The following is a 23657-nucleotide window of genomic DNA, read 5'->3' on the forward strand; positions in this document are numbered from 1 at the left end:
AAATTCATTCCTTTCTACTTCGTACGGACCGCTTCTTCCTCTGAGCCATCCTCATAGAGGATAAAGCTTTTCGCAGCATCCTCACCTAATGTAAACTCGACTTCAACAGACAATGCTCGCAGAAAGAAACGGGTTTCCGAGGAAGGAAATAACTCCAGTCTCAGCTGTCCGGCGATCTCCAAATAAAGCCGTTCATTCTCGGTTGTCACCTGTGCAGCCGTCCCATCCTGCAACAGGTAGCTGCCAACATAGCGGCTGTATATCGCCGTATCAATTGCTTTTTTCTTTTTATCAGCAGGACGTTCCGGGACATCATATGGCTGGCCAAATAGAATATGTTCCGCCGCCTTCAGAATCGCTTGTTCATATTCAGTATCCTCTTCCTTATTACTCAAATAGATCAGCGTTTTACGATGATCGATATATCGGATCATCATCGTCGAATAGCCGGGCCATCCTCCGCTGTGGCTGACAATCCGCCCTTTTTCAGGACTGTTTTGCAGCACCCAGCCAAAGCCATAATCAATTGTTTCTCCATTGTTGAGGCGCACTGGAGAAAACGCAGATTCCTTAGAAGCCTTGCTGATGAAATCGTCCTGATATAAAGCCTGATCAAATCGAAACAAATCGCTTGTGACAGAGTTAACCGTCCCATCTCCCTGTATGCCATCGAGATACACAACATAGTTCGTTTCCTCCAGCTCATCAGGGAGGACGTATGTTTCGGAATGTACATCATACACATATCCATATGCATAATGATCAATTCGCTCAGGCGAAAGCCTCCTGTTATACACTCTTGTTTCATTCATGCCTGCCGGTAAAAAAATACTTGTTTTTATAAAATCCGCATAGCTCATGCCAGATGCTTTTTCAATGATAACCGCCAGCAGCACATACCCCGTATTGCTGTACATCCAGCCTTCATTCGGTTCAAAATAACCAGATAGCCCCTCATTCATCAGCATATCGACAATATCCTGATTCACCGCAATCTTGTGTGAATCCCAATTGGCAAAAAACCATCCCATATAATCAGGAAGCCCTGACGTATGGTTCAATAAATGCCGAATCGTTACGCCCTGATACGGAAAACCGGGCAGCCAGCGATCCACTTTATCCTCATAGCCAAGAATCCCCTTCTCCTCCAGCAAGATGATTCCCAATGCTGTAAAAGGCTTTGACAAAGACGCTAACTCAAACAAAGAGTTGGTTTTCAACGGGCGTTTTTCCGTCATTTCCGCATAGCCAAAAGAGTGGTGATATAAAATATCGCCACCCTCCGCAGCCAGAACCGTCCCGTTAAACTGATGTTTTTCGCCTAATGTCTCAAATAACGTCTGAAGATGCTTTCTTTTATTCTGCTTCATTCCTCCACCTCCCATATCTCTGTACGTTACTAACCTACTAACGTTTCAAATATTTTGAAAAATCCTTCAGTTAGAGATCCTTTTTAACCCATCACATATACCTGCCGTTCACTATTATTTAGTGAAATGAGATATTATGATATTTTCTGAATTGTGATTAAAAAGGCAACTTTATGCCCATGCAACAGAAACTATAAAAAATACAGAGAATGAAAAGAAACAGATAGATTTTTTAGTTCTTTAGGCCCGTAGTCTGCAAATCCTTTTATGATTTTCTATCAAACAAAAGAGGAAAATAGACCAGTTGCAATCCAAACGAGAGTCTAATAGAATGAGGTCGAAAAGTAAATCGCGCGGGTTTGTTACTGATAAAGCAGGCAAGACCTAAAATGTGTAAAGGGCAAAGTGTATACTTTGGCGTCACCCCTTACATATTTTAGGTCTTTTTTTATTGTGCGTAACTAACTTGCCATCTTCAAACAGGAGGGCTGGAAGAAGCAGACCGCTAACACAGTACATAAAAAAGGAGACATGAACGATGAACATCAAAAAGTTTGCAAAACAAGCAACAGTATTAACCTTTACTACCGCACTGCTGGCAGGAGGCGCAACTCAAGCGTTTGCGAAAGAAACGAACCAAAAGCCATATAAGGAAACATACGGCATTTCCCATATTACACGCCATGATATGCTGCAAATCCCTGAACAGCAAAAAAATGAAAAATATCAAGTTCCTGAATTCGATTCGTCCACAATTAAAAATATCTCTTCTGCAAAAGGCCTGGACGTTTGGGACAGCTGGCCATTACAAAACGCTGACGGCACTGTCGCAAACTATCACGGCTACCACATCGTCTTTGCATTAGCCGGAGATCCTAAAAATGCGGATGACACATCGATTTACATGTTCTATCAAAAAGTCGGCGAAACTTCTATTGACAGCTGGAAAAACGCTGGCCGCGTCTTTAAAGACAGCGACAAATTCGATGCAAATGATTCTATCCTAAAAGACCAAACACAAGAATGGTCAGGTTCAGCCACATTTACATCTGACGGAAAAATCCGTTTATTCTACACTGATTTCTCCGGTAAACATTACGGCAAACAAACACTGACAACTGCACAAGTTAACGTATCAGCATCAGACAGCTCTTTGAACATCAACGGTGTAGAGGATTATAAATCAATCTTTGACGGTGACGGAAAAACGTATCAAAATGTACAGCAGTTCATCGATGAAGGCAACTACAGCTCAGGCGACAACCATACGCTGAGAGATCCTCACTACGTAGAAGATAAAGGCCACAAATACTTAGTATTTGAAGCAAACACTGGAACTGAAGATGGCTACCAAGGCGAAGAATCTTTATTTAACAAAGCATACTATGGCAAAAGCACATCATTCTTCCGTCAAGAAAGTCAAAAACTTCTGCAAAGCGATAAAAAACGCACGGCTGAGTTAGCAAACGGCGCTCTCGGTATGATTGAGCTAAACGATGATTACACACTGAAAAAAGTGATGAAACCGCTGATTGCATCTAACACAGTAACAGATGAAATTGAACGCGCGAACGTCTTTAAAATGAACGGCAAATGGTACCTGTTCACTGACTCCCGCGGATCAAAAATGACGATTGACGGCATTACGTCTAACGATATTTACATGCTTGGTTATGTTTCTAATTCTTTAACTGGCCCATACAAGCCGCTGAACAAAACTGGCCTTGTGTTAAAAATGGATCTTGATCCTAACGATGTAACCTTTACTTACTCACACTTCGCTGTACCTCAAGCGAAAGGAAACAATGTCGTGATTACAAGCTATATGACAAACAGAGGATTCTACGCAGACAAACAATCAACGTTTGCGCCAAGCTTCCTGCTGAACATCAAAGGCAAGAAAACATCTGTTGTCAAAGACAGCATCCTTGAACAAGGACAATTAACAGTTAACAAATAAAAACGCAAAAGAAAATGCCGATATCCTATTGGCATTTTCTTTTATTTCTTATCAACATAAAGGTGAATCCCATATGAACTATATAAAAGCAGGCAAATGGCTAACCGTATTCCTAACCTTTTTAGGAATATTGCTGTTTATCGACTTATTTCCAAAAGAAGAACATGACCAAAAAACAAAATCAAAACAGAAGCCGGACTACCGGGCGGCATATCATTTTACGACGCCGGATAAATGGAAAAATGACCCTCAAAAACCGATCTATTTTGATGGCAAGTATCATTATTTCTATCTATATAACCGGGATTACCCAAAAGGCAACGGCACAGAATGGCGCCATGCCGTCTCAGAGGATTTGGTGCACTGGACCGATGAAGGCGTGGCGATTCCGAAATATACAAACCCGGACGGTGATATTTGGACCGGTTCCGTCGTGGTGGATAAAGAGAACACAGCCGGCTTCGGGAAAAATGCGCTTGTCGCGATTGTGACACAGCCCTCAGCCAAAGACAAAAAACAGGAACAATATTTGTGGTACAGCACAGATAAGGGAAAATCATTCAAATTCTACAGTGGCAACCCCGTTATGCCTAATCCGGGCACAGACGATTTCAGAGATCCGAAAGTCATATGGGATGACCAAGATAACAAATGGGTCATGGTCATGGCTGAAGGATCAAAAATCGGCTTTTATGAATCCGATAATCTTAAGGACTGGCATTACACAAGCGGATTCTTCCCAGAACAGGCGGGAATGGTGGAATGTCCCGACCTCTACATGATGCGGGCAAGCGACGGAACGAATAAGTGGGTTCTCGGTGCCAGCGCGAATGGCAAACCGTGGGGCAAACCAAATACGTACGCCTACTGGACCGGAAGCTTCGACGGAAAAGAATTCAAAGCGGATCAGACTGAAGCCCAATGGCTTGACTATGGCTTCGACTGGTATGGCGGTGTGACGTTCGAAGACAGCAAAAGCACAGATCCATTAGAAAAGCGGTATGCGCTTGCCTGGATGAACAATTGGGATTATGCCAACAACACCCCGACAATGAAGAACGGCTTTAACGGCACAGATTCTGTCATACGCGAACTCCGGCTGAAGGAGCAGGATGGAACATACAGCCTCGTCTCACAGCCGATTGAAGCTTTGGAGCAGCTGACTGTTTCAACTGACGAAATAGAGGATCAGGATGTGAACGGATCAAAAACATTGTCGATAACAGGTGATACGTACCAGCTTGATACGGATCTTTCTTGGTCAGAGCTAAAGAATGCAGGCGTCAGGCTCAGAGAATCAGAAGACCAAAAACGCCATATTGATGTCGGCATTTTCGCTGAAGGCGGCTATGCTTATGTCAATAGAGCAGCCACAAATCAGCCTGACAAAAGCAATACCTATGTCGAAAGCAAAGCTCCTTATGATGTAAACAAACGTAAGGTGCATTTGAAAATACTTGTCGATAAAACAACGATAGAAGTATTTGTTGGCGACGGGAAAACCGTTTTTTCAAATGAAGTCTTCCCAAAGCCTGAAGATAAAGGAATTACCCTTTATTCTGACGGCGGCACAGCCTCCTTCAAAAATATAACAGTGAAACACTTTGATTCGATTCATGAATAAAAACAGGGGCGGCGCAGGCTGCCCCTGTTTTTTTATTAGGAGCGGTATTCTCTGTTACATATTGGGCATTGTAAGGAATATAAGGCTGGTTTCAAAGGAGGAAGCGAATGTCTAAACAAGGAAATTTTCAAAAATCAATGTCGCTGTTTGATCTGATTTTGATTGGGATGGGAGCCATCTTTGGATCAGCGTGGCTGTTCGCTGTCAGTAATGTCGCTTCAAAAGCAGGGCCCTCCGGCGCTTTTTCCTGGATCCTCGGAGGAGCCATTATTTTGTTAATCGGGCTTGTATATGCGGAGCTCGGAGCCGCTCTGCCCCGTACCGGAGGCATCATTCGATACCCCGTTTATTCACATGGCCACCTTGTCGGCTACTTAATTTCGTTTGTCACGATTGTCGCTTATACAAGCTTGATTTCAATTGAAGTGACAGCTGTGCGCCAGTATGTGGCCTATTGGTTTCCCGGCCTGACCATTAAAGGGTCTGATTCGCCTACCATTTCCGGCTGGATCTTGCAGTTTGCCCTATTATGCTTGTTTTTCCTGCTGAATTATTGGAGCGTCAAAACCTTCGCTAAGGCGAATTTCATCATATCGATTTTTAAATATATTGTGCCGATTACCATCATTATTGTGCTGATCTTTCATTTTCAGCCGGAGAATTTATCCGTTCAAGGATTTGCACCGTTTGGATTTACAGGTATTCAGGCTGCCATCTCGACAGGCGGCGTCATGTTTGCGTATCTCGGCCTGCATCCGATTGTATCTGTAGCAGGTGAAGTCCAAAATCCAAAACGCAATATCCCGATCGCTTTAATCATTTGCATCATCGTTTCAACCATCATTTATACTGTTTTGCAGGTCACCTTTATTGGTGCAATCCCGACAGAAACACTGAAACATGGCTGGCCGGCAATTGGCCGGGAGTTCTCATTGCCGTTTAAGGATATTGCGGTCATGCTCGGGTTAGGCTGGCTTGCAACGCTTGTCATTTTAGACGCCATTCTGTCTCCCGGAGGAAACGGGAATATCTTTATGAATACGACATCCCGCCTTGTTTACGCCTGGGCGCGTAACGGCACATTATTTGGCATATTCTCAAAGGTCAATAAAGATACGGGGACACCCCGCGCTTCGCTTTGGCTTTCGTTTGCCCTGTCCATTTTCTGGACACTTCCCTTTCCTTCGTGGAACGCGCTCGTCAATGTCTGTTCAGTCGCGCTCATTCTTTCATATGCGATTGCACCCATTTCTTCAGCTGCGCTGAGGGTCAACGCGAAGGACTTAAACAGGCCGTTTTATTTAAAGGGAATGAGCATTATCGGGCCGCTTTCCTTTATATTTACAGCGTTTATCGTGTACTGGTCAGGATGGAAAACAGTCTCCTGGCTGCTCGGTTCACAACTCGTGATGTTTTTGATCTATCTCTGTTTCAGCAAATATACGCCTAAAGAAGATGTCAGCCTTGCTCAGCAGCTGAAATCAGCCTGGTGGCTTATCGGGTTTTATATTATGATGCTGATCTTTTCCTACATCGGTTCTTTCGGACATGGTTTAGGGATTATCAGCAATCCCGTCGACCTCATTTTAGTCGCGATCGGCTCACTTGCGATTTATTACTGGGCAAAGTATACCGGGCTCCCAAAAGCCGCCATTGATTATGATAAATAAAGAAGCAAGAGGTTTTCTTGCTTCTTTATTCTTTACAAACAAACATACACGCGATAAAATGAATGAGAGTCAGTCATTACTGGAGGTGTTCCTCATGCCAAAACAAACATCGGGTAAATACGAAAAAATATTGCAGGCGGCCATAGAAGTCATTTCTGAAAAAGGCCTCGACAAAGCTTCTATTTCTGATATTGTCAAAAAGGCCGGCACTGCCCAAGGAACATTCTATTTGTATTTTTCATCTAAAAATGCCCTCATACCGGCCATTGCAGAAAATCTCCTCACCCATACACTTGATCAAATCAAAGGTAGGCTCCATGGGGACGAGGATTTTTGGACCGTTTTAGATATATTAATTGATGAGACATTTCTCATTACAGAACGCCATAAGGATATTATTGTCCTCTGTTATTCCGGGCTTGCGATCGACCACTCCATGGAAAAATGGGAGACGATCTATCAGCCTTATTATTCCTGGCTTGAAAAAATCATCAACAAGGCCATTGCAAACCATGAGGTAACGGAAGGAATCAATTCAAAATGGACGGCCAGAACGATTATCAACTTGGTCGAGAATACTGCGGAACGATTCTATATCGGATTTGAACAAGATGAAAATGTTGAAGTGTATAAAAAGGAAATTTTCACTTTCTTAAAACGGAGCTTAGGTACTGCTTAAAAAATGACTGGGTAACACCGCTCATTTTTTAATGCCCTAAAAATGACTGACGTTCATTCATAAAATAGAGAGGTGTTTCATTTGAATTGGGTTCTTGTTTTTATTGCAGGGCTTTTAGAGGTTGTTTGGGCCTCTTCCCTCAAACATGCCGATTCGCTTTTGGATTGGATCATCATTTTTATCTTAATCGCGGTCAGCTTTATCCTGTTGATCCGCTCTTATCAAAAAATCCCGATGGCCGCGGCGTACACTGTGTTTGTGGGAATCGGAACCGTCGGAACATATCTGACTGGAATTGTTCTGGGCGAATCCTTCTCAGCAGCCCAAATGTTCTTTTTAGCTTTATTGCTGGCTGGCATTTTAGGAATGAAATTATTTACGAAAGAAAGCAAATCTCAGCCGGGAGGTGAAAAATAATGGCATGGTTTTTATTAGTGATTGCCGGCATAGAAGAAATTATAGCTGCCATTGCCATGAAATATATAGACGGAACAAGAAAAAAATGGCCGATCATTGTGATGACTGTTGGATTCGGCTTATCCTTTTACTGCCTGTCCCAAGCGATGATCGTCCTGCCTGCCGGAGTCGCATATGCCGTCTGGACTGGCATTGGAAGCATTGGTGTTTCGGCGGTCGGGCTCATCTGGTTTAAGGAGCGGTTTCAGCTTTCACAGGTGATTTCACTTTGCCTTATCCTAGCCGGCGTCATCGGCCTGCGTCTTACGTCATCTTCATAAAATCAAGGCATATACAGCTGTATATGCCTTTGCCATTAAGCTTCGTGATGTTTTTGAAGATGAAGCGGCGGCGGGATGAGCCAGCCTTTGTTTTTTAGCAGCCTTAAGTATTTTGCGCCGGTTGCCGCTTTCGACATATGAAATTGCCCAAACATCATGGCAATATCCTCACGAATCGATTGCCCCATCATTTTGCTGCATGTCACAAGACCTGCAGCATTTTCTGCTGCCGCGGAAGCCGCCACATCCGGATCGAGAAACCGTGCACCAGGCGGAATATCGTTAAGATCTGCTGTCGGCGGTTCAGGAGAAGCCGGCGGCAGCGCCACCCCGTTTTCTTTCAGGATCGTGCTGACCTGTTTGATTTCATCTTGGCATTTCTCAATAGACTCACGAAGCAGCTTCTTCAGGTCGTCATCACCGACATGATTCAATAGCATTTGGTAATTGCCGACCATTTTATTGCCCGCCATCACATAACTCCACAAGCCGAATACCTCACCGTAATGCATCGGTTCATCCTGCGGATTTCCGCTTAAAATACCCATGCTCATTCTCCTCCCATATTCAATATTGCACATTTCATAACGTGCCCAAGCGGAGGAACATTTATGTTTCAGCGGAAAAGATTTATGAAATGAAACAAAACAAAAAAGACAAGAGTGGCAAGTTGCCAAACCATTGTCTTTCCTGTTGTTTGATTGGACGCACTGAAGGGATTCGCACCCCGACAGACAAGATACCGGAAACCATTCAAGTGCTTTTTAGTATGAGTCATTGATTCTGTCTTTAATAAACTTTAACGAGATGGCGGGATGCTTTGCGGAAAACGAAATACATTTTCGGGGTCATATTTCGCCTTTATTTCTCGAAGCCGCGCAAAGTTTGCGCCATAATATTCTTTTCCGAAGTTTTCAATGTTTTGATCTGGAACATTAACATATGAACCTGCTACATATGGTTGCATCAGCTGACGCACTCTTTCAACTGATGCAAGATTTGAATCTTCTTGTGATTTATTTTTCCAACTAGCCGTCCATTCCGTATAAAATAATGGATGGCGCCAAAAAAAGGCAGTTTCGTCTTTAGGGACTCTGCTTATAGCACCACCCCAATTGATAAAAAAGAAATTGGCTTCTGTTCCAGTAGCATCTTCCAAAAATTTTCTCATGATTGAAATGGGTTCGTCAGACCAAAAATCATGACCCCATGCCGAGGAGAATTTAACACTCTGATCATTTCTGCCAGGGATGGGTTCGTCAGGGTCTAAGAAATCTATAGCATCTGGATAGTATAATGTTTTGATATCTGCTTCTGTTGGAGTTCCCGCATGTAATAAAGGTTTTAATAATCGAATCAATTCAGTTTTCGAACCGAGGAAAATTCCTTCTGCATGACACAAACCATTTATTTTGCTGTAAATTTCAAGGTAGCATCCTAATCGTTCATCTACAAACGGAGCCCATTTCTGCCAAGCTTTAAATACCGTTTCTAATTGTTCCCACGGCCAGATAATATTGAAGACGGTTGCAGTTTTAGGGGCACGATGAACTTTGAATGTATATTGGGTATTATATCCAAAGTTACCTCCTCCTCCGCCTCTAGAAGCCCATAGCAAATCCTCATTGTGAGATTGATCTGCGTGAATAATCCTTCCTTTTGCATCTACCGTTTTCAGCGCGAGAAGGTTATCACTTATAAGGCCAATCGATCGTGAGAGTACACCAAATCCGCCGCCCATCGTAATTCCCCCGATTCCAACTGTTGGGCTATCTCCAAACGGAGCCATAAAACCGTCTCGAGCTAATCCCTTTACAAGCGGGCCAACGGGAATACCAGTTTGAACGGTTGCAATAGCGTTTTCTTCATCTAAGAAAACTTTATTCATGTCACTCACATCAATAACAATTCCTCCACTTACTACTGAAAGGTTCTTATCTAAAGCATGGCGACCGCTTCTGACACGTAAGGGCACTTTATTCTCACGAGCCCATTTAATGGCATTACTTACATCGTATGAATTTTGCGCAAAAACAAAGACAAGAGGATAGACATCCACATAAGGGTTCCAATTCTTAATAGCCTCTGTATAGCCGGGGTCTCCTTTGAAGATTACACGCCCTGTCAACTGTGTTGATCCCATATATTATTTCACTCCCAAAGAAATTCGATTCAGATACTAAAATATGCAGGAGCTGGATAATCGCATAGACAAATGATCTACGAACTATAAATATAATACGCTAAGGCCTTTTTCGTCGGTGAGGTCTGCTGAGAAACATTTTTCAAACAATTTTGAGCAAACTTCCTGTCCAATCCTCCAACAAGCGTTTTTTCTTATCGTTTTTAGGAGCAGTGTCCAGTTTTTTTCGGAGTGAATATTCGTTTAGGCCAAAAGAAAAGAGAGATGAAGAAGTGTTTAGTACCAGAGGTATACATCCATACAACAGACTCTAGATCATCATATACTGAATGTATGTAGAAAGGAGACATCAGCTTTGGCAAAATATCGGATTATGACCTTTGACGGCGGCGGTACCTTAGGTGCTTTAAGTTTACAACTATTAAACAGATTGGCTAGGCAAAACCCGAAGTTAATTAGTCGAACCCATGTATTTTCGGGAAATTCAATCGGTTCATTTACTGCCCTTGCATTAGCAAGCGGAAGATCTCCGAGGGAAACACTTCAGTATTTTGAGGATGAAATCCTACCCGCATTCAGCATTTCCCGGCCAGGCGGACCTGTTTTCAACCAACAATTACCCTATTCCGGTTTTATTAAAGCGGTAAGAAATTTTTTCCCAGCAGATCTTCAACTTATAGATTTAAGAAAACGAATTGTTGTCCCATCATTCAAATTATACTCTCAAAAACTGGACCGTTGGACTCCTGTCTTATTTCACAATTTTCCCGGCTCTCCCTATTTAAATGAAAAAGTGAGTGATGTCATACTGCGGAGCAGCGGTGCTCCCGCGACGCAACGCGCCTATCAAAACTATGTGGACGGATATGTAGTAGCAACGAATCCCAGTACAGCCAGTATCGCGTTTGCAGTTGGTAAAGCCAACGTGCCATTGGATCAAATTGCGGTATTGTCCATCGGAACAGGTGAAGCCCCGACTCGGTTAAGAAGAGATACGAGGGGATGGGGAATGGTAAGTGCAGATAACATACGTCCCGAAAATCTGAAGAACCTTCCTCCAAATTGGGGAGTCCTTTTGGACAGGTCGCCTAATGAACCTTTACTGCCATTTCTTCAGATGATTGCTGGCGGTAATGGGTACTATGAATCCATGGTCAGTGCGAATCTTCTGGGAGATCGTTTTTTCCGGTTAGATCCGCGGATTCCGAACTTCTCCAAAACGGACCCTGCCGTCGTTCCCGCTGTCATTGAAATTGCGAACAAAACAAACTTACAGCCTGCGAATCAATTTATAGAGAAGAACTGGGGGAGCAAATAATTATTTATTTTAAATCAATTCTCGCTTATACAATTTTGTCCGAGAGAAGATTCTCAAAATAAATACAGGCAATGGGTAGAACCGGATTTTTTTAAAGGTTTGTTAATCACAAGCTAATAAGATGAATGAAAAAATCAATTCATACTTCTTCTTTTGAAAGTGAGGGTTCAAACTAAAGAATGTAATTGAAATGTTACTCTAAGGTATGCAATTCCCTTTTTCACACAAAAAAAGACAAGAGCGGCAAATCGCCAAACCCTTGTCTTTCCTGTTGTTCTATTGGACGCGCTCGGAGGGATTCGAACCCCCGACAGACGTGGTACCGGAAACCACCGCTCTATCCAACTGAGCTACGAGCGCATATAGACTGCGTTATGAGAACGTCAGCACAACTAATTATACGATAATTCCTTTCAAATAACAACCCTCTATTTCGAGAGGCCGTTTTTTAAATAGACAAAGCATCTTAATTGGCAATCTGACATACGATGGTTTGAACCCCTGTATTTTTGGGGAAAATGGGAAAAAGAGACGACTTTGCATATCAGGCCAGCTTTTTGTTTGACCTTTATTGACCAAAAATGTATCATGTAACTACATACTTACCTAAAAGGTGAAGGAGGAGCATTATGAATTTAATACCTACAGTCATTGAACAAACGAACCGCGGGGAAAGAGCGTATGACATTTATTCTCGTCTATTAAAGGATCGTATCATCATGCTTGGATCTGCGATTGATGACAACGTTGCGAACTCCATCGTGTCACAGCTTTTATTCTTAGCAGCAGAAGACCCTGAAAAAGAAATTTCTCTTTACATCAACAGCCCGGGCGGCTCTATTACAGCCGGTATGGCGATCTATGATACCATGCAGTTTATTAAGCCGAAGGTATCTACAATTTGTATCGGTATGGCTGCGTCAATGGGCGCGTTCCTGCTTGCAGCCGGCGAAAAAGGCAAACGCTATGCGCTTCCAAACAGTGAAGTCATGATTCACCAGCCTCTTGGCGGTGCGCAAGGTCAAGCGACAGAAATTGAAATTGCTGCGAAACGCATTCTCTTGCTTCGCGACAAATTAAACAAAGTCCTAGCTGAACGTACTGGCCAGCCGCTTGAAGTGATCGAACGCGACACAGACCGTGATAACTTCAAGTCTGCTGAAGAAGCGCTTGAATACGGCCTGATTGACAAAATTTTGACTCACACAGAAGACAAAAAGTAATAACACAACCTGCAAGAGCTGCGTCTCTTGCAGGTTTTTTTCATTTCAAGGAATTGACTCCCTTATTCTATACTGCTCCCATTCCTCATGTAACAGCTCAAGCGTCAAATCACTCGTCTGCCTCACAACCAGATCAGCACCAAGCATCGGCTGTCCTTGACCGACACCAACCGCAAACATCCCCGCAGATTTGATTGCAGAAATGCCTGCTTCTGCGTCTTCTATTGCCGCGCAATCAGCAGGGGAAACATCGAGCATCGCTGCAGCTGTTAAAAAGATGTCAGGATCAGGCTTCCCCTTCGCAAGAGTCGTCGGATCAACAATGGCATGAAAATCATCGATAATTGCCAAGCGTCTTAAAATCTTAGGAGCATTGCGACTTGAAGATGCTAACCCGATTTTTATATTTTCGTTTTTCAATTGACATAGAAGCCTGCCAATCCCCGGTAAAAGATCTTCCGGCGTCAATTTGCTGATCAGCATTTGATAATCGCGATTTTTCCGATGCATAAGCTCTTGTTTCTCCGCATTTGTATACTTTGTTTCCGCCCCGCCAAAGATCAATATGCTTTCAAGTGACTCTTCTCTGCTGATTCCTTTTAGCCTTTCATTCATGTCTCTGTCAAAAGGGATATCGATTTGTTCTGCGATGTGCTTCCAAGCGAGAAAATGATATTCAGCAGTATCTGTTATCACTCCGTCTAAATCAAAAATGACCGCTTTCATATACTAATGCCCATCACAGCTTCATAAGGTTTGAGGCTAATACTCTTTAAGTCAGCCCGCTCCTGCGGATAGTTTGAAATTAGCACTTTCCAACGCTCATGAATCAGTTCTGGAGGCGCTTCGAACAGAGCCTTTTCTTCCGATAAATTCACAACGACAAGAAGCTTTTCCCCTCGATATTCTCGAAGGTAAGAAAAGACCTGCGGATCATTCTCCTGCAACAGCTGATAATCGCCATATATCATAATCTTATATTGCTTTCGTAATTGAATGAGCTTCTGATAGTAAAAGAAAATCGAATCTTGATCTTCCAAAGACTCTTTCACATTGATATCTTGATAGCGGGAATTTACCGGTATCCACGGGTCTCCGGCTGTGAATCCCGCATGTTTTCCGGCATCCCACTGCATCGGTGTTCTCGCATGATCCCTTCCTTTTATCATCACGGCTTTGACAAACTCTTTTTCTGACATCGTTTTGTTTTCGACGACTAGTTCACGATATGCATTCTTTATTTCAAGATCATCATACATCTCCAGCGGCATATCGCTGTTGACCATGCCGATTTCTTCTCCCTGGTAAATAAACGGCGTTCCTTTCATGCCGTGCAGAACCGTTGCAAATGCCTTCGCACATTCCTTACGCAGTTTCCTGTCATTGCCCCAGCGGGAAATAACCCTCGGCTGGTCATGGTTCTCAAAATAAAGGGTATTCCAGCCGACATTCATTAACCCGGTCTGCCACCTTGTCATCGTCTTTTTTAAAGCAATCAAATCAAACGGCTTGATCTGCCATTTCCCATTTGGCGAGTTTTGTTCTTTATCAATATCCATATGTTCAAATGTAAAGATCATATTCAGCTCTTGCCTGCTTGCATCTGTGTACTTTTTCGCCTCTTCAATATCAGAGCCGTTTGCCTCTCCGACTGTCATGCAGTCGTAATGAGAAAGCACTTCCCTGTTCATCTCTTGAATAAACTCATGAAGACGTGGGCCGTTAGAGTGATAACGGCCGACAATATAGCTGCGGCTGTGATCCGTTTCGTAGTCCGGAAAATCGGTGTATTTAGAAATAGAGCCAATCACATCCATCCGCCAGCCGTCAACGCCTCTATCCATCCAGAATCTCATTACATCATAAACTTCCCGGCGAACGGCTTCGTTTTCCCAATTTAAATCAGGCTGTTTTTTCGAAAAGTAGTGCAAATAATACTGCCCTGTTCCTTCATCGTATGTCCACGCTGAGCCTGAAAAGATCGATCCCCAATTATTCGGCTCTGAGCCGTCCGGTTTAGGATCTTTCCAAAGATAATAATCCCGGTAAGGATTGTCCTTCGACTTGCGGCTTTCAGCAAACCAAGCATGCTCATCTGATGTGTGGTTCACGACCAAATCCATGACGATTTTCATTCCGCGTTTATGGACTTCATCAATCAGCTGAAACATATCTTCATTTGTCCCAAACTTTTCGTACATGTTTTTGTAATCGCTGATATCATATCCGTTGTCATCCTGCGGGGAATCAAATACCGGGGAGAGCCAGATGACATCCGCCCCGAGGTTTTTGATGTAATCCAGCTTTTGAATCACACCTTGCAAATCTCCGAATCCATCTCCATTGGCATCATAAAAACTGCGCGGGTAAATTTGATAAACGACAGCTTCTTTCCACCATTCACTCATTAGGCGTTCTCCTTTCACATCGTCCCTGTAGGACAACCGGTTCCTCATAAACGTTCATGTGCAGCGGCTCGCCTTTTACAAGCTCAAAAATAACGCGCTTTTCGTCAACCGTCACATTGATTAATCGATTTCGATAATTGATGTTGAATGAATATTCGTCCCATTCTTTCGGCAAAAACGGAGCAAATGACAGCGTCTCATTCGCGGTGCGCATGCCTGCAAAGCCATGAACGATTGCCAGCCAGCTACCCGTCATTGAAGTAATATGCAAGCCTTCTTCCGTATCATGATTGTAATTATCAAGATCAAGCCTTGCTGTGCGCTTATATAATTCGAGCGCTTTCTTTTCCAGCTTGAGTTCGGCTGCGAGAATCGCATGGACAGAGGGCGATAGGCTTGATTCATGAACAGTCATCGGCTCATAAAATTCAAAATTTCGCCGTTTTTCTTCCATTGTAAAACGGTCATTAAAAAGATAAATGCCTTGGAGAACATCTGCCTGCTTAATAAAATTGGAGCGGAGAATCTTGTCCCATGACCAATTCTGGTAAAGAGGCCGTTCCGCTGGATCTAATTCGTCAACTGTTTGCAGGTCTTTGTCCAAGAACGTGTCATGCTGAACGAAAATTTGCAGTTCTTCACTAAATGGATAGTACATGTGCTGGATGATTTCTCTCCAGACTTCCAATTCTACTTCCTGCACATCCAGATGGCGGCGTTTCTCCGCTGAGATACTTTCGAGACTTTGTAGAGTATACTCCAACGTCCAAGCCGCAATGACATTCGTATACCAATTGTTGTTAACGTTGTTTTCGTATTCATTCGGCCCTGTGACGCCATGGATCATATACTTATTTTTTCGTTTCGAGAAGTGAACACGGTCGGCCCAAAATCTGCTGACTGCCACAAGTACGTCTATCCCGTATTCTTCCATATAGTTACGGTCGCCTGTATAATTGATATAATTGTAGATCGCATAACAGATCGCGCCATTGCGGTGAATTTCTTCAAAGGTGATTTCCCATTCGTTGTGGCATTCATCACCTGTGAACGTCACCATCGGATAAAGTGCCCCCTTCATCCCCAATTTTGCAGCGTTTCGTTTGGCAGCCTCCAACTGATGATAGCGATACAAAAGCAGGTTTTTCGTCACCTCCGGCTCGGCTGTCGCCAAATACATCGGAACGGCGTACGCCTCAGTATCCCAATATGCGGCACCTCCATATTTCTCGCCAGTAAATCCTTTCGGCCCGATATTCAAACGGGCATCGCCCCCGTAATATGTCGAGAATAACTGAAAGATATTGTAGCGGATTCCTTGTTGAAGCTCCTCATCTCCTTTAATCTCAATGTCCGCTTTTGCCCATCTTTCCTTCCATCGATCAGTGTGCCTCCGTTTTGCATCTTCATAGCCGTTCTCTACCACATCCGCCAAAAGCTCCTTGGCTTTCGATAAAAGCTCTTCCTCCCGAAAATCACGGGAAGTCGTGACAATCACAAACTTTTTCAATGATGCCTTCGTTTGATAACTGTAGCGATTCTCGACATACATTTCAGTCGTTTTAAAGCTTTCATGGACAAAACCCTCCGTCTCGTTTGCCATTGCGGCTAATACCGTGAAGCGCGGTGTTCCAAATGGATTTTCGATCGTTTTTGCCGCTAAATGGCCGCTGTGAGAATCAGCACCTTTCGCTTCCTCCTGCCAAAACTGTTCTTGGTAGTTAGAATCTTCATTTGCCACATTTCCATCCAGGTAAGGAACAAGCGTAATGACAGCATCTCCCGTCAAGCACTCCGCTTCATAATGAATCGCACAGAGTTCTTTTACAGCAAGGCTAAGAAACCGCTCTGACCTGATTCTGACGGTTTTATCTTGAATGCGGACAACAGCGCTTCGCCGCAGAATCCCCTCTTTCATATTGAGTTCTACCTCAAATAATTCGATTGGGTTTTGATGGAGATCGATTTTTTCACCGTCAACATATAGGCCTATGCCCATAAAGTTCATCGCATTGATCACTTTTCCGAAATATTCTGGATACCCGTTTTTCCACCAGCCTACTCGCGTTTTGTCGGGGAACCACACGCCTGCAATATATGTGCCTTGGTGACTGTCGCCTGAATAGCCTTCTTCAAAATTCCCTCTGACCCCCATATAGCCATTGGCAAGAGACGTCAGGCTTTCCAGCAGCCGTGTATGCTCCTTATTAAATGTATTTGTTTTGATTTTCCATTCATCAATCTCAAATAACCGCTGATTTATCATCATTTCCTCCCGAATGTAAGTTTCCATTATCACGGCGGGTTTTGGTCAAATATCTAAATGCAAAAGAGATCATCAAAGTAACGCCACACGAATGGATCATCAATACAGTAATCAAATCAAAATGAACCATGCCGATAGCAGCTGCCGCAAATGCCGGCAGTGCTGATGCGCAAATCGCTATAGAGGCCGCTTCCTTGAATGATGCAATAGAGACCATGTTTGATATTTTTGTGATCCAGAGGCCACCTGCAAGAACAAACGTTAACAAAAGCTGGATCATAGAAACCACCGTATATGCCAGCATCATGATCATCGGCTTATACTGTGCCAACCACAATGTATCGATCAAGACCTCTACATCATGGACGTTTGGTTTCTCGAGCTTAACGTCCATTTTCGCATAGCCAACAGAAAACCCCGTTTCGTTTTGATCGGTGATCACCAGTTGATCAGGTTGAAATATGATGGCGTTTTCAAATCCAGTTACTTTCAATCGCCCATTTTCACCGCTTGTCTCATATTCATGCTTCATATCGACTGCCATCACATTCTGCCCATCTTCAATCCTCTCAGAGCTCTTCCCGCCTGTTAGTTTTCCGTTCCTGATTTGAAAACCCTGCAATTGATCAGCAAATTGATCATTAACTCCTTGAATCGCTGACGGCATGAAAGATGAAACGCTGAAGCGATCCATTTTCACAAACGAAACCGCTAACGGCGCCATTAAGCAGGCCGTTAAAAACAGAAAGAGAAAAGAGAGCTGCAGCCAGCTGAAGGTATTCCCATAGCGGCAAACACCTGATGGGGATGCAGCCGCCTTCAGGCAGCGGATGATAAAGCTTTTATTCTCCAGATTCTTCATTGGCATTACCCCTTTGTTCCGCCGGCTGTCAAACCGGACACAAAGTTCTTTTGGAGAAAAAAGAATAGAACGCATATCGGCAGTGCGGCTAGTATGGCACCGGCTGCAAATAGAGCTACTTTTTGCTGCTGCGGATTAGAAATAAAGGATTGTAATCCTACAGCGATGGTCAGCCTTTCCGGTGAGCGAAGCAGAAATTTCGTCAGCAAATAGTCGCCAAACGGTGCCATAAACGCCCAAAGCGCTTGTACCGCGAGCATTGGCTTAACAAGCGGTAGAACAATTGAAGCGAAAATCCTCAGATGTCCCGCTCCGTCAATTCGCGCGGCTTCATCAATTTCTCTCGGCACAGTATCAAAATAACCTTTCATCAGCCACGTGTTCATCGGAATTCCGCCGCCGATATAGATCGCTGTTAAAAACCAGTATTGATCGAGTGCGCCTATTAGCATCGCCAAGACATAAAAAGCAGTCAGCGCCGCCATTGTCGGCACCATTTGAATGATTAAAAAGAATATCAGGCTCTTTTTTCTGCCTGCAAACCGATAGCGGCTGTACGAGTACCCGGCAAGTGTCACAATCGTAACCTGCAAAACCATGACCGATAGCGCGATGACAAGTGTATTGCTGTACCAATTGAGATAAAGCGTTTCGTCAAATAGCCGCTTAAAATGATCCAATGTCCAAGAACCCGAAAAATCGAGCTGAAAAGCCGCCGAATTCCCCACACGGAAGGCTGATGATGCCGTAATCAGCAACGGATATATAATGACAATACTTAAAAGCGTCAAAAATAAATACGTACAGATTTTATTAAGCATTCTGGCAGTGCTCGCGTTCACCTACATAACCTCCTCATTGCCAAAAGCATTCGATTTTTTGAAAGCAATCAGTGAAATTCCAATGACAATGAAAGAAATTAACAGTGTCACAGCCGCCGCAACGGAATATTGGGGTGATGTGCCTGTTGTCAGTTTATAAATCCACGAAATTAAGATATCGGTCGATCCGGCCCCGGCTCCCGCACTGCCTGGCCCTCCCTCATTAAATAAATAGATGATCGAGAAATTATTGAAATTAAACGTATACTGAGTAATCATCACGGGTGCTGTGGCAAATAAAATCATCGGGAATGTAATATGCCGAAAACGCTGAATAAAAGTGGCCCCGTCAATCTTTGCCGCTTCATACAATTCACCTGGAATCGCCTGAAGCACTCCCGTTACCATGACATATATATATGGAAAGCCGAGCCACGTTTGAATCATAATGAGGGCTGTCTTTGTCCAGAAAGGATCGGTCTTCCACGCGATCGCAGGCAGCTCGACAAACGGCAGGTGATTGAATAATGGTATCACCTGTGCATTCACCGCTCCTATGCTGTCGTTAAACATGTTGGAAAAACTCATGATTGTAATAAACGCCGGAACAGCCCATGGAAATAAGAAAATCATTCGAAATATCCGCTTGCCTTTTATAAAATCCTGATTGACGAAAAGTGCCGTCACAATACCTAAAATGATTTGCAGCGTTGTTGCACAGATTGTCCAGATAACCGTCCAGCCCAGTACATTCACAAATGTTTCACGATAGGAGCCAAGGAAAAAAATATTTAAGAAATTTTTAAACCCGACCCAGTCAATCAGACGATTAGGCGGAATATGATAAAAATCATAGTTTGTTAATGCAACAAACAGAGTCACCAAAACCGGAAAAATAATCACAAACACCATCATGATATATGCCGGCAGTGTAAATAGATACGGAAAACCTTTATCGCCCGCATGACAGATCATATCCTTGGCTGTTGTATTGACTTCCAAACCCGCCGCTTTCATAGCGGCGGTCTTACGTGAATCATGAATATTAAAGATATAGAACATGAGGAAAATCATTGTCACGATCAATTGCAGCGTGCCTTCAATCAGCATAAACAGCGAGTGATCTTCACCGGGAACACTTCCCAATGTCATCAATCCGGTTAGCGCCTGTATACCGAAAACGCATAATTCAAAAGCAAACAAGCCTGTGATGGCAAGAAATAAGAGCCCCTTTGACAACTGCTGATTCGCAATCTGCCCAAGTCCTGGAATGATCGATAAAAGCCCTGCCTTTCGTTTTTGCTTTGTAAGTGTGTGATGTTTATTCATTTTTCCGCCCTCTATTCTTCCGGACGCTATCCCGCCGTTTTATTTCACATACTTTTCTTTAATATTTTCCTTTATGACGTTTACAGCATCATTCGCTGATGTTTGTGTCGATTTTTTTCCTGAAGCTGCATCAAAAATTAAACTTTCCGCTCCTGTCCATACTTCAGCCATTTCCGGAATATTTGGAGTCGGCGTTGCTGTTTCATATTGTTTAATCACAGCTGACGTCAGTTCATTCTTTTGCTCATCGGCTTTCTTCCTTGCAGCCGTGTTGGCCGGAACTTCGTTTGTATCCTCATAAAAAGCGTAAGCATTGGCATCATTTGCAGCATACTCAAGCCATTTTTCAGCCAGCTCGGGCTCTTTTGTATATTTCGAGGCAACCCAGCCCTTCCCGCCAGCAAAAGGGGCGTATTCTTCTCCATTTGGCAATGTCGGAATGGGAGCCGCTCCGTAGTTCAATTTAGCCTCTTTATAGTTGGCAGCTGACCAAGGACCGCCAATGATCGCAGCCGCTTTGCCTTCTAAAAACATCTGCTGAATAAAGTCGTCTGCGCTTGAATTGTCTTGCATTCCTTTCGGCCAATATGTCTCAAACCATTTCTCCGCATATTTCACCGCTTCTACAGCCCCTTTATTGTTCAGGCCGATGTCCCCGGAATCTGTGCCGTTTTTTCCAAACACATATCCGCCGTATCCAGCCAATAAGCCGTACGACATATAAAAGTCAGTCCATTTTGCTAAAAATCCGGTTGATTTTCCTTTTTCCGAAGCAAACGCGAATCGAGGATCTTCCGTTAACTTTTCAAGGTCTTTAAATGTTTTTGGCGCTGTTTTTAAAAGATCTTTGTTGTAATACAAAATAAGTGTCTCAATGACTAGCGGCATTCCGTACACTTTGCCGTCAACTGTCACCTGCTGCATTTCTTTATCACCAAAGCTTTTTGTGTTAGATGGCTTAATATCAAGTAAATGTCCTTGTTGTCCCAAACCGCCGATCCGGTCATATGCAGCAAGCATAACATCAGGCGCATTACCCGCCGGGCCATCAAGAGGAAGCGCTTCTAACTGTTCGAACATTTGCTTTTCAACAATTTTTACTGTGACATCATTTTCTTTTTCGAACTTTGTTTTTATGCTTTCAATGTATTCTTTATACGTTTCTTCGACAGACACAGTCAGCACCTTTTTGCCATCAGAGCTTGCTGGATTTTTTGAACTTGAGCAGGCGGCAAGGCCGATTGCCAGGAATGATGCCGCCAATATGGCGAACCCCTTTTTTAAAAGAACCATCTCTTTTCCTCCTTCTATTTACGAAACTATAACAATTGTATTGTCCTATAGAAAGCGGTTACAACAACTTTCGATTTGTTACCGATAACAGAATGTTATACAGGGGCGGCAGCACTCAAAATCAAAAATTCTCCCGGCTGAACGGCAATGACATCGTGATGCTGTAGCGGCTGCTCTGTCCATGCATCACAGATTTTCTTATTCCTATCAATATTCAACTCTCGTAAACTGACGTGTTGAACCACATTCCCTTGATTAAAGAAATAAATCAGTATTTTTTCATCAAGAGTCCGCGAAAAGCTAATGAAATCATTTTTGTCGTCCAGCAGATTCCACTCAAGATGTCCTTCAGTCAATAAAGTGTTTTCCTGCTTGCGTAAAGCAATTAACCGTTTCATAAATTGCAGCATGTCTTGGTTTTGCTTCTCTTTTTCCCAAACCATACATTTCCGGCATAATGGATCATTTTCGCCGTTCAGCCCGATTTCCGTTCCGTAATAAATGCATGGTGAGCCTGTCTGGGCAAACATAAAGGCCAGCAACGCGCGTGCTTTCTTCTCATCATTGCGGCATCTGGTCAAAAGGCGCTTTGTATCATGGCTATCCAGTAAATTAAACATCACCTCATTGGCCTGCTTCATTCCATTCATCAAATGTGCATTGACACGGTGAGCCATACGTGAAGCTGAGATCGTCTGGTCAGCAAAGTATTCAATCATAGGCTCTGTAAAAGGGTAATTCATCGCCGCATGAAATTCATCCCCTCTAAGCCAGGGTTCGGCAGAATGCCAGATCTCACCTAAAATATAAACATCAGGCTTTTCAGTAGATACAGCCTGCCTAAATGTCTTCCAAAAAACGTGATCCACTTCATTTGCGACATCCAAACGCCAGCCGTCAATGTCAAATTCGCGAATCCAGTACAAAGCAATATCAAGCAAATATTTCTGCACCTCGGGATTAGCCGTGTTTAGCTTCGGCATATCAGCTGTAAAAGCAAATCTGTCATAATTGTCGTCTGTGACGGGAAAAGAGTGAATATGGAACCAGTCCTTATAGCGGGATTGATCTCCGTTTTTGACGACATCCTGCCATTGCGGAGACGCGCTTCCTATATGGTTAAAAACCGCATCAAGCATAATTCTCATCCCCCGCTGATGCAGCTGGCTGACCAATGTACGAAAAAGCTCAGGATCCCCGAAATGCGGATCAATAGAAAAGTAATCCAGCGTGTCGTATTTATGATTAGAAGGCGCGGAAAAGATCGGTGTCAGATAAATGCCGTTCACCCCTAAATCCTCTAAATAATCAAGCTTGTCAACAATTCCTTGTAAATCCCCTCCAAAAAAATCATTGACGTCCGGGTCCTTGCTCCCCCACGGCAATGCATTCTTCGGTGACAAGTCTTCTCTTCCATTTGCAAAACGCTCCGGAAAAATTTGATACCAAACCGTTGACTTGACCCATTCAGGCGCTTGAAATGTATCAGCCTCGTGAACAAACGGAAATTTAAAGTAATAATGAATCGTTTCCAGTGTTTTTTCGTTATAAGGGCATACACCCGAACTTCCGAAAAAGATGTCTTCATGATCGTCTGTTACAACAAACGCATATTGTAAACGCCTAAATGGCGGCACCACTTCAGCAAACCAATAGTCATGCATTTCTGTAGCAGCAATTTTCCTCATCGGCTGCTCGTTTGCCGACCATTTGCCGTCGTTGTACTCATAGGGATCACCCCAAATGAATCGAATGTGATCTGCATCACCTTTTTTCGTCCGAATCTTGATATGCACAGTCCGCCCATCATAAGAATAAGCATCTGTGCTGAATGGCTGGTGATGAATCGCTGCATATTCCATCATGTTTCCCCCTTTGATTTCCGTTTTATTGAAGCCGGCTCATAGTTTGAAAGTATCATGATGAAATTGTGGGAACAATCCTTTTCACCCTG

19 protein-coding genes and 1 tRNA gene are annotated in these 23657 nt (G+C 43.4%); 8 read left to right on the plus strand and 12 right to left on the minus strand.

All coding sequences use genetic code 11. The features are described from left to right. Positions 1–14 precede the first annotated feature (14 nt). Positions 15–1370 carry a serine hydrolase gene (locus NST22_RS18010; RefSeq protein WP_003243737.1) on the minus strand — a complete coding sequence of 452 codons (1356 nt, stop codon included), beginning with the start codon at positions 1368–1370 and terminating at the stop codon, positions 15–17. Between the two features lie 538 nt (positions 1371–1908). On the opposite strand from NST22_RS18010, the gene sacB reads away from it, so the two are divergent. From sacB to NST22_RS18040, 6 genes are all read left to right on the plus strand, one after another. After that, positions 1909–3330: a levansucrase gene (gene sacB / locus NST22_RS18015; RefSeq protein ID WP_001022105.1), complete on the plus strand. Its 1422-nt coding sequence runs from the start codon at positions 1909–1911 to the stop codon at positions 3328–3330. A 73-nt stretch (positions 3331–3403) separates the two neighbouring features. Beyond that, positions 3404–4954 carry a 2,6-beta-fructan 6-levanbiohydrolase gene (gene levB / locus NST22_RS18020; protein WP_003243729.1) on the plus strand — a complete coding sequence of 517 codons (1551 nt, stop codon included), beginning with the start codon at positions 3404–3406 and terminating at the stop codon, positions 4952–4954. Positions 4955–5061: 107 nt separating this feature from the next. Beyond that, a complete protein-coding gene (gene aspP, locus NST22_RS18025; RefSeq protein ID WP_003228228.1) occupies positions 5062–6624 on the plus strand; it encodes an aspartate/proton symporter AspP in 1563 nt (520 codons plus the stop codon). 94 nt (positions 6625–6718) lie between these two features. Continuing rightward, positions 6719–7303 (plus strand): TetR family transcriptional regulator, encoded by a 585-nt coding sequence (locus NST22_RS18030; RefSeq protein ID WP_003244443.1) that lies wholly within the window; start codon positions 6719–6721, stop codon positions 7301–7303. 81 nt (positions 7304–7384) lie between these two features. Then, the gene (locus tag NST22_RS18035) at positions 7385–7720 is read left to right on the plus strand and encodes an SMR family transporter (protein ID WP_003242480.1); all 336 of its coding nucleotides are present in this window, start codon (positions 7385–7387) and stop codon (positions 7718–7720) included. Then, entirely contained in the window at positions 7720–8040 is a 321-nt protein-coding gene (locus NST22_RS18040) for a QacE family quaternary ammonium compound efflux SMR transporter (protein ID WP_003228222.1), read from the plus strand. Before NST22_RS18035 ends, NST22_RS18040 begins: the two co-directional genes overlap by 1 nt. Positions 8041–8075: 35 nt before the next feature. On the opposite strand, the gene NST22_RS18045 is transcribed toward NST22_RS18040, so the two are convergent. Both NST22_RS18045 and NST22_RS18050 read right to left on the minus strand, forming a co-directional pair. Continuing rightward, positions 8076–8588 carry a DUF3231 family protein gene (locus NST22_RS18045; protein ID WP_003243249.1) on the minus strand — a complete coding sequence of 171 codons (513 nt, stop codon included), beginning with the start codon at positions 8586–8588 and terminating at the stop codon, positions 8076–8078. Positions 8589–8839: 251 nt separating this feature from the next. Then, a complete protein-coding gene (locus NST22_RS18050; protein WP_003228217.1) occupies positions 8840–10183 on the minus strand; it encodes an FAD-binding oxidoreductase in 1344 nt (447 codons plus the stop codon). 355 nt (positions 10184–10538) lie between these two features. On the opposite strand from NST22_RS18050, the gene cotR reads away from it, so the two are divergent. Continuing rightward, positions 10539–11501, plus strand: coding sequence for a sporulation hydrolase CotR (gene cotR / locus NST22_RS18055; RefSeq protein ID WP_003243674.1), 963 nt, complete (start codon positions 10539–10541; stop codon positions 11499–11501). A gap of 284 nt (positions 11502–11785) precedes the next feature. Here the strand turns inward: cotR and NST22_RS18060 are convergent. Continuing rightward, positions 11786–11861 (minus strand) — tRNA-Arg (locus tag NST22_RS18060). Positions 11862–12130: 269 nt separating this feature from the next. Between NST22_RS18060 and clpP the strand changes: the two genes are divergently transcribed. Next, a complete protein-coding gene (clpP, locus tag NST22_RS18065; RefSeq protein ID WP_003228214.1) occupies positions 12131–12724 on the plus strand; it encodes an ATP-dependent Clp endopeptidase proteolytic subunit ClpP in 594 nt (197 codons plus the stop codon). Between the two features lie 45 nt (positions 12725–12769). Here the strand turns inward: clpP and pgmB are convergent, their stop codons facing one another. The 8 genes from pgmB to mdxD all read right to left on the minus strand — a co-directional run bounded on the left by pgmB (position 12770) and on the right by mdxD (position 23568). Then, a complete protein-coding gene (gene pgmB, locus NST22_RS18070) occupies positions 12770–13450 on the minus strand; it encodes a beta-phosphoglucomutase (RefSeq protein ID WP_003228210.1) in 681 nt (226 codons plus the stop codon). Beyond that, positions 13447–15132, minus strand: coding sequence for an oligo-1,6-glucosidase (gene malL / locus NST22_RS18075; RefSeq protein WP_003243333.1), 1686 nt, complete (start codon positions 15130–15132; stop codon positions 13447–13449). Before malL ends, pgmB begins: the two co-directional genes overlap by 4 nt. Further along, positions 15125–17398, minus strand: a complete 2274-nt coding sequence (gene mdxK, locus NST22_RS18080) for a maltose phosphorylase (RefSeq protein ID WP_003243769.1) — start codon at positions 17396–17398, stop codon at positions 15125–15127. Before mdxK ends, malL begins: the two co-directional genes overlap by 8 nt. Further along, positions 17376–18260, minus strand: coding sequence for a DUF1189 family protein (locus tag NST22_RS18085; protein ID WP_003243870.1), 885 nt, complete (start codon positions 18258–18260; stop codon positions 17376–17378). Before NST22_RS18085 ends, mdxK begins: the two co-directional genes overlap by 23 nt. 5 nt (positions 18261–18265) lie before the next feature. Then, the gene (mdxG, locus tag NST22_RS18090) at positions 18266–19102 is read right to left on the minus strand and encodes a maltodextrin ABC transporter permease MdxG (protein ID WP_003242930.1); all 837 of its coding nucleotides are present in this window, start codon (positions 19100–19102) and stop codon (positions 18266–18268) included. Further along, positions 19103–20410, minus strand: a complete 1308-nt coding sequence (gene mdxF, locus NST22_RS18095; protein ID WP_003243114.1) for a maltodextrin ABC transporter permease MdxF — start codon at positions 20408–20410, stop codon at positions 19103–19105. Positions 20411–20449: 39 nt separating this feature from the next. Further along, positions 20450–21703 (minus strand): maltodextrin ABC transporter substrate-binding protein MdxE, encoded by a 1254-nt coding sequence (mdxE, locus tag NST22_RS18100; RefSeq protein ID WP_003243721.1) that lies wholly within the window; start codon positions 21701–21703, stop codon positions 20450–20452. A gap of 95 nt (positions 21704–21798) precedes the next feature. Then, positions 21799–23568: a maltogenic alpha-amylase gene (gene mdxD, locus NST22_RS18105; RefSeq protein ID WP_010886619.1), complete on the minus strand. Its 1770-nt coding sequence runs from the start codon at positions 23566–23568 to the stop codon at positions 21799–21801. Positions 23569–23657 lie beyond the last annotated feature (89 nt).

The sequence above is a fragment of the Bacillus sp. PS237 genome (genome assembly GCF_037963345.1).
In the GTDB taxonomy this organism is placed as follows: Bacteria; Bacillota; Bacilli; order Bacillales; family Bacillaceae; genus Bacillus; species Bacillus subtilis.